Origin of the sequence: Mycobacterium sp. (assembly GCF_040398885.1) — a bacterium.
GTDB lineage: Bacteria > Actinomycetota > Actinomycetes > Mycobacteriales > Mycobacteriaceae > Mycobacterium.
This window is the reverse complement of record NZ_JBBATF010000079.1, coordinates 1-13,890: the sequence shown is the minus strand read 5'-3', so window position 1 is coordinate 13,890 and position 13,890 is coordinate 1. Positions and strand designations below refer to the sequence as shown.

The window sequence follows — 13,890 nt, the reverse complement described above, 5'->3', positions numbered from 1 at the left end:
GCGTCGCCCATCTGCAGCAGCCGGTCGTTGGGGATCACGATCAGGGTGTCGCAGCTCTCCCGCAGCGCCGTGATACCGGTCTCGGCCTGGCCGGCCCGGCGCTTGCCCTCGAAGGAGAACGGCCGCGTGACCACACCCACGGTGAGCGCGCCGAGCTTGCGGGCGATGTTGGCCACCACCGGCGCTCCTCCGGTGCCGGTGCCGCCGCCCTCGCCGGCGGTGACGAACACCATGTCGGCACCGCGCAGGAGTTCCTCGATGTCGTCCTTGGCGTCCTCGGCGGCCTTGCGGCCGACGTCCGGATCGGCCCCGGCGCCCAGACCGCGGGTGGAGTCCCGGCCGACGTCGAGCTTGACGTCGGCGTCGCTCATCAGCAGGGCCTGCGCGTCGGTGTTGATCGCGATGAACTCAACACCCTTGAGTCCCTGTTCGATCATCCGGTTGACGGCGTTGACGCCGCCGCCGCCGATACCAACGACCTTGATGACGGCGAGATAGTTGTGCGGGGGGGTCATCGGGTTCCTCCGGTGCTGGGACGTGAGCTGGGTCTGCGGCGACTTCCCTGGTCAAACCCTCAACCTCAACCTCAGGCTTAGAGTTATGTCAAGTTGTTCGCTTCCAGCACCGTATGACCGGCGCGTCCCGGATCCGGGGAGGCGCGCCCGCGTGTCGCTCGGGATTTTCCCGCGGAGTCCCGGGGTCCTGCGGAACGCGCCGCGCTATTTGACGGTCGGCAGATCGGGGCTGGAAACGTCGTAGACCCGGCCCGGCTGAGTCAGCAGGGCGGCCAGTTTCTCGGACTTCTCGTCGGTTCGGTCGGTGGTCCCCCACACCACCGTGCGGCCGTCGAGCAGGGTCAACGTGACCGAGGCCACCGACGGCGCGGCGACCCGGCCGACCTGGGCCAGCACCTCCGGTCGCAGCGCCGTCATCACTTCCAGGGCAGCTCTGGTGGGCGGGTCGGCCGGGCCGGGGTTGTCGACGTCCAGATACGCCAGTCCCGGTGGCGGCGGGGCGGTGACGAAGTCGACCCCGTCCCGGTCGAACAGGTGCGGTCCGTCCGGAAAGTCCTTGACCACCAGAGGTATTCGCTCGACAACGGTGATCCGCACCGACGACGGATACTGCCGTTGGACCCGCGCGCTGGCCACCCGGCGGATGCCGGCGACGCGGTCGGCGACCTCGTCGGTGTCGATCTGCAGCAGCGGCGTGCCCATCCGGACCCGGGCGGCCGCGACCACCTCCTCGGTGGGGACCACACCGGTGCCGATGACGACCAGCGATCGCGCGGACATCAGCGGGGTGAAATACAGCACCAGCCCGGCGACCACGGTGAGGACCGCCAGCAGGACCAGCCAGATGAACAGCTTGAGGCCCCGGACCGTACGGTCCGCCAGCCGGGGCGGTTCCGGGCCGGTCTGCCCCCGGGCCCGCCGCTTGGCCTCCCGCCGGGCCTCCTCGATGGCCATCGCGCGCTGCTGGGCGGCCCGGCGCTCGGCCCGTTCCCGCCGCGCCCGCCGGCGCGGCCCCTCCGGGTCGTTCTCCGCCTCGGCCTCGCCGGGCTTTGGCACCTCGGCCTGGCGGTCGTCGGCGAGACCCTTTCCCACGCTGTCGATTTCGAGAGCGGCCTCCGACTCGACCGCGGCGTCGACCGCCGATTCGGCCGACTCCCCCGGCGCTTGGGGGGAATCGCCGGGGGAATCCGGACTCATCACGCCGGCCCCGGCCGTCCGGCGCCGGCGTTCAGCGCCTCGATGATCTCCTGCCCGAGCAGGGTGACATCCCCGGCTCCCATGGTCACCACCACGTCGCCGGGCGCCGCCGCGGCGGCGACGTGGCCGGCCACCGCGGAGAAGTCCGGGAGGTAGCGGACCGGCGCCGTGACGCGCTCGGCGATGGTGGCGCCACTGACGCCGGCCAGCGGCTGCTCGCGGGCGGCGTATACGTCCAGGACGAAGACCTTGTCCGCGATGTCGAGCGCGGCGGCGAACTCCGACGCGAAAGCCTTTGTGCGAGAGTACAAGTGCGGCTGGAATACGACGATGCTGCGGCCACCGGCCCCGCCGGACCGGCCGGTGGGGCCCTGCCGGGCGAGGGCCCGCAGAGCGGTCAGCGCCGCCCGGACCTCGGTGGGGTGATGGGCGTAGTCGTCGAAGACGCGCACCCCGTTGGCCGTGCCCACCAGTTCGAAACGCCGGCGCACGCCCTCGAACCCGGCCAGCGCGTCGAGTGCCTCCTCGGCCGGGGCGCCGGCCTCGATGGCGGCCAGTAGCGCGCCGAGCGCGTTGAGTGCCATGTGCCGCCCCGGCACCGACAGTCGCATCGTGCGCGGACCGACCTCGCCGGCCAGCCGGATGGTGGCCACCGCCCCGATCCCCTGCTGCTCCCAGTCGAGCAGACAACCGGCCAGATCATCCGCCCCGCGCCCCCCGGGGCCGCCGTAACGCAACACCCGGACCCCGATGGCGGCGCTGCGGTCGGCCAGCGCCGCCGCGCCGGGATCCTCGGCGCAGGCCACCAGCGCCCCGCCGGGGGCGATCCGTTCGACGAACCGGTCGAAGACCGCGGTGTAGGCCTCCGGGGTGCCGAAGAAGTCGAGATGGTCGGCCTCGATGTTGGTCACCACCGCGACGTCGGGGTGGTACTCCAGCAGCGAACCGTCGCTCTCGTCGGCTTCGGCCACGAACACCTCACCACTGCCGTGGTGGGCGTTGGTGCCGGCCTCCCCGAGATCCCCGCCGACGGCGAAGGACGGGTCGAATCCGCTGTGCTGCAACGCCACGATGAGCATCGAGGTGGTCGTGGTCTTGCCGTGCGTGCCGGTCACCATGAGCGTCTGCTGGCCGGCCATCAGCTTGGCCAGCACGGCCGGACGCAGGGTGACCGGGATGGCGCGGCGACGGGCCTCCACCAGTTCGGGATTGGTCTTGGGGATCGCCGCGTGCGTGGTGATGACGGCGGTCGGGCCGCCCGGCAGCAGGTCGAGGTTGGCCGCGTCGTGGCCGATGGCGATCTGTGCGCCGCGGGCCCGCAGGGCGGCCACCCCGCGCGACTCCTTGGCGTCCGAACCGGAGACCAGCGCACCGCGGTCCAGCAGGATGCGCGCGATCCCGGACATCCCGGCTCCCCCGATGCCGACCATGTGCACCCGTCGAAGTTCCGGCGGCACCGGGGGGACGGATCCAGTCATCGGCGCGCTTCCCGGTCGGCCCTCGCCACGTCGAGAACCACCTCGGCGACCCGGCGGGCGGCGTCGCGGTGGCCGGCCCCGGCCGCGGCCGCCGTCATGGCGGCCAGTCGCGGGGCGTCGTGGATCAGGCGGACCACCTCGGTGCCGACCTGGGAGGGGGTCAGATCGGCGTCCGCGACCAGCAGCCCACCGCCGGCCTCGACCACCGGGAGCGCGTTGAGCCGTTGCTCCCCGTTACCGATGGGCAGCGGAACGTAGACCGCCGGCAGGCCGACCGCGGACACCTCGGCGACGGTCATCGCCCCGGAGCGGCAGATCGCCAGATCCGCTGCGGCATACGCCAGGTCCATCCGGTCGAGGTAGGGCACCGCGACGTAGGGCGGGTCGCCGGGTCGCGGGTCGGGTAGCTCCAGGGTGTTCCCGCGCCCGTGCGCGTGCAGCACCGAGACCCCGGACCGGGCGAGTTCGGCGGCGGCCGCGGACACCGCGCGGTTGATCGAGGCGGCTCCTTGCGATCCGCCGAACACCAGCAGGACCCGGGCCTCGTCGGTGAACCCGAAGTGGGCGCGGGCCTCGGCGCGCAGCGCCGCCCGGTCCAGTCCGGTGATGGACGCCCGCAGCGGCATGCCGACCACCTCGGCCTGCGGCAGCCCGGAGTCCGGAACCGCGGCCAGCACCCGGCGGGCGAACCGCGCGCCCAGCCGGTTGGCCACCCCCGCGCGGGCGTTGGCCTCGTGAACGACGATCGGGATGCTGCCGCGAACCCGGCGGCCCGGCGCGAAGCGACCGGGCGTTCGACCCAGCGCCGCCAGGTAGGCCGGCACGGCGACGTAGCCGCCGAAGCCCACCACGACATCGGCCCCGACCTCTCCCAGCACCGCGCGGGTCTGACGCGCCGACCGCCGTAGCCGCACCGGCAGCCGGAGCAGGTCGAGGTTGAGCTTGCGCGGAAGCGGGACGGGAGTGACCAGGCTCAGGTCGTAGCCGCGCTCGGGCACCAGCCGGGTCTCCAGGCCGCGCGGGGTCCCCAGCGCGGTGATGCGGATCCCGGGGTGTAGCGCGCTCAGCGCGTCGGCGACGGCCAGCGCCGGTTCGACGTGTCCGGCGGTGCCGCCACCGGCCAGCACCACCGAGACGGTGTCACCGCTGTTCATGCCCGTGCGGCCGACACCGCCGACCCCGGAGACACTCACCCGTGACGCTGACCTTCCAGTGTGCGGGACCGACGGTCCTCATGTGTGGGGCGCGGCGCGCGGCCCCTCGCCGCGGCGGCTCGCCTCTGTTGCGAGGCGCCTCCATCATGCCCTGCGGGCCGGCGCCGGCCGTTGGCCGTCCCGGCTTCGGCGGCTTTGGCGGCCTTGGCGCCGGCCCGTCCGCGCTGCGCCGGCGGTGCGGGGTTGCGACGCGGCCTGGCCGGCTTGGCGGGCGCGGCCTCGGGCCGGTTGCGCAGCCGCTCCCGCAGCGCCTCCACCCGGCCGGGCAGATAGGGCTCCGGCAACGGCAGCCGCAGCAGACGGTTCATCCTGTCGTCGCGGCCGGCGCGCAGTGCCGCCACCGCGTCGGGCTCGTGGCGGGCCGCGTTGGCCATCAGTCCGATCATGAAAAGGGTTGTCGCCGTGGACGTTCCGCCGGCCGAAATCAGCGGCAGCTGAATCCCGGTGACCGGCAGCAGCCCGATCACGTAGCCGACGTTGATGAAGACCTGCCCGATCACCCAGGCGGTTGCCGTGGCGGTCAGCAGCCGCAGGAACGGATCGGCCGACCGCCGGGCGATCCGCATTCCGGTGTAGGCGAGCAGGCCGAACAGGCACAGCAGGCCGAAGGCGCCGACGAACCCGAGTTCTTCGCCGATGATGGCGAAGATGAAGTCGTTGTGGGCATTGGGCAGGTAATTCCACTTGGCCGTGCCCTGGCCCAGCCCGTCGCCGAAGACGCCGCCGTTGGCCAGCGCGAACTTGGCCTGCCGGGCCTGATAGCCGGCGCCCTGCGCATCGGCGCTGGGATCCAGCCAGGAACGCACCCGGTCGGAGCGGTAACCCTCCGAGACCGCCAGTATCGCCGCGGCGAAGACGGTGGCGCCCAACGAGCTGACGAACACCTTCAGCGGCAGGCCGGCGAACCACAGCAGGGCCAGCAGGATGATGCCCAGCGACACGGTCTGGCCGAGGTCGGGCTGGGCGACGATGAGCGCCAGGGCGAGCACCGCGGCGGGAATCAAGGGGATCAGCATCTCGCGCAGCGAGGCCTGCTCCATGCGGCGGGCGGCCAGCAGGTGCGAGCCCCAGATCACGAAGGCGATCTTGGCCAGCTCCGAGGGCTGCATGGACAGCCCCGCGACGACGAACCAGCCACGGGTGCCGTTGGACACGTGACCGACGCCCGGGATGAGGACCGCCACCAGCATCGCGACGGTCACCGCGAAGGCCGCGAAGGCGGTCCGGCGCAGGAATCCCACCCGCAGTCGCAGCGCGATCCAGCAGGCGCCCAGGCCCACCGCCGCCCACATCAGCTGCCGGAAGAAGATGGACCAGGGACTGCCGGCCTCGTCGTAGGAGTGCACTCCGGAGGCCGACAGCACCATGATCAGGCCCAGGGTGGTGAGCAGGCCGGCCACCGCCACCATCAGGTGGAAGGACGTCATCGGCCGGACCAGCCAGGCGCCGAATTGCGCCGGTGCGGCCAACCGTGGCCTGCGCAGCGTGAACCTGCCGACCGCCGCCTGCCCGCCGCCGCCACCAGCCTGCGACGCATCGTCCCGGCCGGTGAGCCGGGACCACAGGGTGCCCATGGCAGCTACCGGGCCCGGACCGCGCCGGCGAACGCCTCGCCCCGGTCGGCGTAGCCGGTGAACTGGTCGAACGAGGCGCCGGCGGGCGCCAGCAGGACGGTGTCGCCGGGGCGCGCCAGGCCGGCGGCGGCGGCGACGGCCTCGGCCATCACCCGACGGCCGAGGCCCGGACCGGAGGCATCGATCACCCGAGTCCCATAAGTAACGACTGACTCATTGGTCTCATGCACCCCAGCATCCTCCCGCGTCACAACCGCGATGACGGGGACATCGGGTGCGTGTCGCGACAGCGCCTCGGCCAGGACCCCCCGGTCCCGGCCGATCAGGACCACCCCGGCCAACCGGTCGGCGACCCGGGCCACGGTCTGCTCCACCGAGGCGCCCTTGAGCATTCCGCCGGCCACCCAGACGACCCGCGGGTAGGCCAAGATCGACGCCTCGGCGGCATGGGGGTTGGTGGCCTTGGAGTCGTCGACGTAGCGCACCCCGTCGAGCACCCCGACCGGTTCGGCGCGGTGCCGGCCGACCCGGAACGCGGTGAGGGCGTCGGCGATCGCGGCGGCCGGCACGCCCTCCGCGCGGGCCAGGGCGGCGGCGGCCAGTGCGTCGAGCACCCCGACCGGACCGGCGACCGGGATGGAGTCGACGGCGGCCAGCACCAGGTCATCGGCGAAAGCACGGTCGACCAGTGCGCCGTCGCGAACGCCGAGTTCCCCGGCGGCCGGTACACCCAGTCGGAAGCCCGTCTTGACCGGTGCGGCCGCGTCCGGAAGCAGGGCGGCCGCGGCCGGATCGTCCAGACCCACCACGGCGACCCGGCCGTCCAGTGCCCTGGCCTTGGCCGCGGCGTAGGCCTCGAAGCTGCCGTGCCAGTCCAGATGGTCCTCGGCGACGTTGAGCACCACTCCGGCGGCCGGCCGCACCGAGGGCGCCCAGAACAGCTGGAAACTCGACACTTCCACCGCCAGCACGTCGGCGGGCCGGCTCAGCACGTCGAGCACCGGCTCACCGATGTTGCCGCACAGCACGGCCCGGCGGCCGTCGGCGATGAGCATGTCGTGGAGCATCGAGGTGGTGGTGGTCTTGCCGTTGGTGCCGGTAACCACCAGCCAGCGCCGCGGCGGTCCGTACCGGCCGGCGGCGTCCAGCCGCCAGGCCAACTCGACGTCGCCCCAGACCGGGACGCCGGCGGCGGCGGCAGCGGCCGGCACCGGGGCGGTGGGCGGGAAGCCCGGGCTGGTCACCAGCAGGTCGAAGTCGCCGGCCCGCGAGACCGCCTCGGCCGGGGTGAGGGCCGCCGCGCCTCCGAGGGCGCGGGCGGCGGCCGGATCGTCGTCGCAGACCGACAGCCGCACATCCCAGTCCGACAGGGCTGCGACGACGGCCCGGCCCGTCACCCGGGCACCGGCCACCAGCACGCGGGCCCCCGGCGCCAGCACCGACAGGTCCTGCATCAGTCCCCGATGGCGTGCAGCCACTCGCTGTAGAACAGCGAGACGCCCAGACCGCAGGCGATCGCGGTCAGCAACCAGAACCGGATGATCACGGTGGTCTCGGCCCAGCCGGACAGTTCGAAGTGGTGGTGGAACGGCGCCATCCGGAACACCCGCCGGCCGGTGGACCGGAAGGCGACGATCTGCACCACCACCGAGGTGACCTCGGCGACGAACAGGGCGCCGAGCACGACCGCCAGGACCTCGGTGCGACTGGTGATCGACAACCCGGCGATGATGCCGCCCAGGGCCAGTGACCCGGTGTCGCCCATGAAGATCTTCGCCGGGGCGGCGTTCCACCACAGGAAGCCGATGCAGGCGCCGGCCGTCGCGGCCGCGATGATCGCCAGATCCAGCGGGTCCCGAACGTTGTAGCAGCCCAGTCCCGGCGCGCCGGCGCAGGAGTTGCGGTACTGCCAGAAGGTGATCAGCACATACGCGACGCTGACCATGGCCATGCAGCCCGCCGCGAGTCCGTCCAGGCCGTCGGTGAAGTTCACCGCGTTGCCCCAGGCGTTGACCACGATGACGACGAACAGGACGAACAGCGCCGGCGGCAGTGCCACGGTGGAGATTTCGCGGACGTAGGACAACTGGTTGGAGCCCGGGGTCAGCCCGTCGGAGTTGGCGAATTGCAGCACCAGGATGCCGAACAGCACCGCGGCGCCGATCTGTCCGAGCGTCTTCGCTTTCTTGTTGAGGCCCAGGTTGCGCGCCTGACGGATCTTGATCAGGTCGTCGAGGAAGCCCACCCCGCCCAGCGCGGTGGCCAGCCCGAGAACCAGCAGCCCGGAGGCGGAGGGGCCCATGCCGTCCAGCGCCAGGCCGACCAGGTGGGTGCCGAAGTAGCCGGCCCAGATGCCGGCCACGATCGCCACCCCGCCCATCGAGGGGGTGCCGCGCTTGGTGTGGTGGCTGGGCGGGCCGTCCTCGCGGATCTCCTGCCCCAGGCCCTGACGGGTGAACAGCCGGATCAGCGCCGGGGTGAGCAGGATCGACACCGTCAGCGAGATCGCCACGGCGATGAGGATTTGCCTCATGCGGTCCCGTCCGCCAGAAGGGCCTCGCCGAGGACGCCGAGACCGGCCGCGTTGGAGGCTTTGACCAGCACCACGTCGCCGGGGGCCAGCCCGTCGCGCAGCAACTCCAGCGCGGCGTCCGCGTCGGGAACCATGGTGGACTCCCGGCCCCAGGATCCCTCCATGACCGCCCCGTGGTGCATGGCGCTCATAGACCTCCCAGATCCGACGACGACGAGCCGACTGATATCTAAGCGCACCGCCAGCCGACCGACGCGATCGTGCTCGGTTATCGAGTCCTCCCCCAGTTCGCCCATCTCGCCGAGCACGGCCCAACTGCGCCGGGCCGGCCCGCTGCGCTGCCGCGCCATCACCGCCAGTGCCTGCAGGCCGGCCCGCATGGAATCCGGGTTGGCGTTGTAGGCGTCGTTGATGACGGTCACCCCGTCGGGCCGGGTGCGGACCTCCATCCGGTGCCGCGACGCCGGCCCCGCCGCGGCCAGCGCGTCGGCGACCTGCTCCAGGCTCGCGCCGCACTCCAGCGCGACCGCGGCCGCCGACAGCGCGTTGCCGACCTGGTGTTCGCCGTGGACGGCCAGCGCGACGTCCACCTCGCCGCCGGGGGCGCACAGCGTGAAGCGGGGCCGGGCCAGTTCGTCGAGGACGACGTCGCGGGCGTGCACGTCGGCCGTCGCGGCGCGGCCGACGGTGACCACCCGCGCCGAGGTCCGGCCGGCCATCGCCGCGACGATCGGGTCGTCGGCGTTGAGGATCACCACGCCGGAGGCCGGAACCGCCTCCACCAGTTCGCCTTTGGTCTGGGCGATCACCTCCCGCGAACCGAACTCCCCGAGGTGGGCGGTCCCGACGTTGAGCACGGCGGCGATCGACGGCCGGGCGATCCGGGCCAGGGCGGCGATGTTTCCGCGGTGCCGCGCCGACATCTCCAGCACCAGGAAGTCGGTCTCCCGGCCGGCCCGCAGCACGGTCCACGGATGGCCCAGTTCGTTGTTGAACGAACCCGGCGGGGCCACCACTTCGCCCAGCGGCCGCAGCACCGCCGCGATCAGGTCCTTGGTGGAGGTCTTACCGGAGGACCCGGTCAGGCCGACGATGCGCAGTCCCCCGGCCGCCAGGTCCTCGGCCACCGCCGCGGCCAGTCTGGCCAGCGCGGCCAGCACCGCCGCACCCGCCCCGCCGGCGTCGTGCTCGAGCACCCCGGCCTGGGCGTCGGCCGCGGGGTCGTCCGTGGCCGGCGGGACCACGATGGCCGGCACCCCGACCGGGCGGGCGGCCAGCACGGCGACCGCCCCGGCGTCCACCGCGGCGCGGGCGAAGTCGTGACCGTCGGAGCGGGCGCCCGGCAACGCGAGGAACAACCCGCCGGGGGTGACGGCCCGGGAGTCGAACTCCACCGTTGCGGTGACGTGCGTGGACGCCGCCTCGGCGGGGCTGATGTCGGCCAACCGGCCGCCGACGATGCCGGCGATCTGCGCGACGGTCAGGTCGATCACCGTGGGTTCCTCCGGTCCGGCGCGGCCGCCAGTGCGGCCGCCAGCTCGCGGCGGTCGTCGAACGGCCGGGTCTGCCCGCCGGCGGTCTGACCGCTCTCGTGTCCCTTGCCCGCGACCACCACCACGTCGCCGCGCCGGGCCCAGCCGACGGCGTGTTCGATCGCCGCCCGCCGATCGGCGATCTCGACCACCTCGGCCGGCCCCGCCGCCCCGGCGGCCCCGGCGACGATCGCCGCACGGATCAGCGCCGGGTCCTCGTCGCGCGGGTTGTCGTCGGTGACCACGACCAGATCGGCCAGTTCGGCGGCCACCTCACCCATCGTTCGGCGTTTCCCCGGATCCCGGTTCCCGCCCGCACCGAACACCACCGCCAGCCGGCCCTCCGGCCGGCGCAGGGTCTCCAGCACCGCGCGCAGCGCTCCGGGCTTGTGGGCGTAGTCGACCACCGCCAGGAAGTCCTGGCCGCGGTCGATCAGTTCCAGCCGGCCGGGGACCGTGGCGGCGCGCAGACCGGGCGCGGCCTGCTCGGGCGAGACGCCGACAGCGTCGAGCATGGCCAGTGCGAGCAACGCGTTGGCGACGTTGAAGCGGCCCGGCAGGCCGATCCGCAACCGGTGGCGCACACCGGCCGGGTCGACGGCGGTGAACTCCTGAAGCCCGCTGTCGAGTGCGACGAAGTCCTCGACCGTCCAGTCCGCAGGGTTGCCCTCGGCGCTGACGGTGACCACGCCGGTGGCGCTGCCGCCGATCGCGCGGCCCGCGCTGCCGCCGATCGCGCGGCGCGCCATCGCCTCCCCGGCTTCGTCGTCGACACACACGACCGAGGTACGGGCGTGCACCGGGGAGGCCGGATCGAAAAGCTTCGCCTTGGCTTCGAAGTAGGCGTGCATGGTGGGGTGGAAGTCGAGGTGGTCACGGGAGAGATTGGTGAAACCGCCTACGGCGAAACGGATTCCGTCGACCCGGCCGAGTTCCAGCGCATGGCTGGAGACCTCCATGACCGCGGTGTCTACGCCGCGTTCGGCCATCACCGCCAGCAGCGCCTGCAGGGCCGGGGCCTCCGGCGTGGTCAATGCGCTCGGGACCTGGGCGCCGGCGATCCGGACGCCGACGGTGCCGATCATGCCCGGGGTGCGACCGGCGGCGCGCAGGCCCGCCTCGATGAGATGCGCGGTGGTGGTCTTGCCGGAGGTGCCGGTCACACCGAGCACCACCACCCGACCCGAGGGGTCCCCGTAGACGTCGGAGGCCAACCCGCCCAGCACCGAGCGCGGGGCCGGGTGCACCAGGACCGGCGCGGGGGCCGGGTCGCCGAGCATTCGATGGATCACCGCCGCGCCCTCGGGGTCGGTCAGCACCGCCACCGCACCGGCGGCCAGCGCAGGTCCGGCGAACTGCGCGCCGTGCGCACTGGCGCCCGGCAGGGCGGCGAACAGGTCGCCCGGAGCGGCATCCTGAGCCCGCAGCGTCACCCCGGTGACCCGCACCTCGGGGACGAACCCTCGCACACCGACCGCGCCGGCCCGCTCGGCCAGGAGTCGCAGCGCCAGACCCGGAGTGCTGCGGGGCCGCAGGGCGGGAACTTCTCCCGCGTCGCTTCGCTGCTGCCCGCCGCCGGCCATGAGCCGTTCACCTCCGTCCCGCTCGGTCGGCTTGTCACCCTACCGAGCGGCGGGCCGGGACTGACTCAGGTGGCTTCCAGTGTCAGCGGCGGGCCGGGGTCCGGCGAGAGCGGCACGTTCTCGCGCCGCATCAGCCAGCCGGCGATGTTGTGGAACAACGGTCCGGCGGAGTGCCCCGGCGTGCCATCGGCATTCCGGACCGGCGCGTCCATCATCAGACCGATCACGTAACGCGGATCGTCGGCGGGCGCCATCCCGGCGAAGGTGATCCAGTAGACGTCGTCGAAGTAGCAGCCGCACGCCGGGTTGATCTGCTGGGCGGTGCCGGTCTTGCCGGCCATCTGGTAGCCGGCCACCGCCGCCATCGGGGCGGTGCCCTGCTGGGTTCCCGTCGGGTCGGCCTGGACCACCGCGCGCAGCATGTTGCGCACCGTGCGTGCGGTCTCCGGGGACACCACCCGGATGCCGTTGGGCTGCTGCTCCTCGGTGCGGGTTCCGTCGGACGCGATGGTGGCCTTGACGATCCGCGGCGGGATGCGCATCCCGTCATTGGCGATGCCCTGGTACATACCGGTCATCTGCAGCAGCGTCATCGAAAGACCCTGCCCGATGGGCAGATTGGAGAACGAGCTGCCCGACCACTGGTCGATGGGCGGAACGATGCCGGGGCTCTCGCCGGGCAGACCGACTCCGGTGCGCTGCCCCAGGCCGAATTTGCCGAGCATCTCGTAGTAGCGTTCCGGCCCGATCCGCTGGGCCAGCATCAGGGTGCCCACGTTGGACGACTTCCCGAAAACGCCGGTGGTGGTGTAAGGCATCACCCCGTGACCCCAGGCGTCGCGGACGTTGACCCCGCCCATGTTGATCGAGCCGGGCACCGACAACACCTCGTCGGGATTGGTCAGTCCGAATTCGATCGCCGCGGAGGCGGTGACGATCTTGTTGACCGAGCCGGGCTCGAACGGCGAGGTGACCGGCAGGTTGCCGATCTGCCGATCGGCCTGCCGGCCGATGTCCTGACTGGGGTCGAAGGTGTTGTCGTTGGCCATCGCCAGCACCTCGCCGGTCTTGGCGTCGAGCACCACCGCCGAGACGTTGCGGGCACCGGAGGCGTCCTTGGCCAGCTGCACCTGCTGCTGGACGGCGAACTGGATGTCGTCGTCGAGGGTGAGTTGCACCGTCGATCCGTTGACGGCCCGGTGGCGGTTGCGGTAGCTGCCCGGGATCACCACGCCGTCGGACCCGCGGTCATAGGTGATCGACCCGTCGGTGCCGGCGAGTGCCGAGTCCAATGCGTCCTCCAGGCCCAGCAGTCCGTGGCCGTCCCAGTCGATCCCGCCGACCACGTTGGCGGCCAGCGAACCGCCGGGATACTGCCGCAGGTCCTGGCGCTCCGCGCCGACCTCGGGATACTTCTTGATGATGGCGGAGGCGACGCCGGGGTCCACGGCCCGGGCCAGGTAGACGAAGGTCTCGTTACCGCGCAGTTTCTTCAGCAGTGTCGGTGCGTCCGGCTTGTTGTCCAACGCGGCCGCCACATCCCGGGCGATATCGCTGAGCCGCTGGTCGGGATCCGGCGCCGCCGGCGCCTTCTGCCGGGCATCGGCGAGTTGCTTGCGAATCTTGTTCGGCTGAAAGGTCAGCGCCCTGGCCTCGATGGTGAACGCCAGTTTGTCGAAGTTGCGGTCGACGATGGCGCCCCGCACGGCCTTCTCGACGTCGGTCACCTTCAGCTGACCGGCCGCCTGGGCCCGCAGGCCCTCGGCGCTGGGGACCTGGAGATTGAACAGCTGGGCGGCCGCCAGCGAGAGGGCCGCGAAAATCGTGATTCCGCCGACCCGGGAGCGGTACGCGAAAGACGATGTGTCCGAGGACTTCTCGACAGCCGCCCTGACCCGGCGCGCATTGGCGGCCCGGCCCTCGCCGGCCGTCACCGGCACGGTGGTGGCAGCGTGGACGCGAGCGGTCGCCCCGCCGCGTCCCGTTCCCGGTCGTGGACCCGGATTGATCCGACCCGGTTTCATCCGACTCAATGGGCCAACCCCAGAGCCTCAGGCGCAACATCGGTCACAGGAGGCACAACAGCCACTGTAGGTACTGGTGGCACCGCATCGGCTGCAGGCGGGACCGCCAGCGTGTCGCCCAGCGGTACGAGCTGCAGTCCGGACGGCGGCATCGCCGGCATTCCCGCCGCACCCGGCGCCGCGGCCGGCCCGGGCAGGACCGCGCCGCCGGCCGCGTGCGGGCTTGCCGGCGGCGGTGGC

General features: G+C 72.6%; 10 protein-coding genes. All 10 read right to left on the bottom strand.

Features of this window, described 5'->3' with window-relative positions; genetic code table 11:
- Positions 1-515, bottom strand: a 515-nt coding sequence (locus ADBZ5U_RS09145) for a cell division protein FtsZ (protein WP_526264596.1), incomplete at its 3' end; no start/stop codon positions are given.
- 204 nt (positions 516-719) lie between these two features.
- Positions 720-1,712: a cell division protein FtsQ/DivIB gene (locus ADBZ5U_RS09140; protein WP_526264594.1), complete on the bottom strand. Its 993-nt coding sequence runs from the start codon at positions 1,710-1,712 to the stop codon at positions 720-722.
- Positions 1,712-3,190: a UDP-N-acetylmuramate--L-alanine ligase gene (gene murC / locus ADBZ5U_RS09135; RefSeq protein ID WP_526264592.1), complete on the bottom strand. Its 1,479-nt coding sequence runs from the start codon at positions 3,188-3,190 to the stop codon at positions 1,712-1,714. The genes ADBZ5U_RS09140 and murC overlap by 1 nt, the downstream gene beginning before the upstream one ends.
- Positions 3,187-4,344 (bottom strand): undecaprenyldiphospho-muramoylpentapeptide beta-N-acetylglucosaminyltransferase, encoded by a 1,158-nt coding sequence (gene murG, locus ADBZ5U_RS09130; protein ID WP_526264600.1) that lies wholly within the window; start codon positions 4,342-4,344, stop codon positions 3,187-3,189. The genes murC and murG overlap by 4 nt, the downstream gene beginning before the upstream one ends.
- Before the next feature lie 35 nt (positions 4,345-4,379).
- A complete protein-coding gene (ftsW, locus tag ADBZ5U_RS09125; protein ID WP_526264590.1) occupies positions 4,380-5,978 on the bottom strand; it encodes a putative lipid II flippase FtsW in 1,599 nt (532 codons plus the stop codon).
- A gap of 5 nt (positions 5,979-5,983) precedes the next feature.
- Positions 5,984-7,432 carry a UDP-N-acetylmuramoyl-L-alanine--D-glutamate ligase gene (gene murD, locus ADBZ5U_RS09120; protein ID WP_526264598.1) on the bottom strand — a complete coding sequence of 483 codons (1,449 nt, stop codon included), beginning with the start codon at positions 7,430-7,432 and terminating at the stop codon, positions 5,984-5,986.
- Positions 7,432-8,511 carry a phospho-N-acetylmuramoyl-pentapeptide-transferase gene (gene mraY / locus ADBZ5U_RS09115; protein ID WP_526264588.1) on the bottom strand — a complete coding sequence of 360 codons (1,080 nt, stop codon included), beginning with the start codon at positions 8,509-8,511 and terminating at the stop codon, positions 7,432-7,434. Before mraY ends, murD begins: the two co-directional genes overlap by 1 nt.
- Positions 8,508-10,004 carry a UDP-N-acetylmuramoyl-tripeptide--D-alanyl-D-alanine ligase gene (locus ADBZ5U_RS09110; protein ID WP_526264586.1) on the bottom strand — a complete coding sequence of 499 codons (1,497 nt, stop codon included), beginning with the start codon at positions 10,002-10,004 and terminating at the stop codon, positions 8,508-8,510. The genes mraY and ADBZ5U_RS09110 overlap by 4 nt, the downstream gene beginning before the upstream one ends.
- The gene (locus ADBZ5U_RS09105) at positions 10,001-11,626 is read right to left on the bottom strand and encodes a UDP-N-acetylmuramoyl-L-alanyl-D-glutamate--2,6-diaminopimelate ligase (protein ID WP_526264584.1); all 1,626 of its coding nucleotides are present in this window, start codon (positions 11,624-11,626) and stop codon (positions 10,001-10,003) included. The genes ADBZ5U_RS09110 and ADBZ5U_RS09105 overlap by 4 nt, the downstream gene beginning before the upstream one ends.
- A gap of 65 nt (positions 11,627-11,691) precedes the next feature.
- Positions 11,692-13,650, bottom strand: coding sequence for a peptidoglycan D,D-transpeptidase FtsI family protein (locus ADBZ5U_RS09100; RefSeq protein ID WP_526264582.1), 1,959 nt, complete (start codon positions 13,648-13,650; stop codon positions 11,692-11,694).
- Between the last annotated feature and the right edge of the window lie 240 nt (positions 13,651-13,890).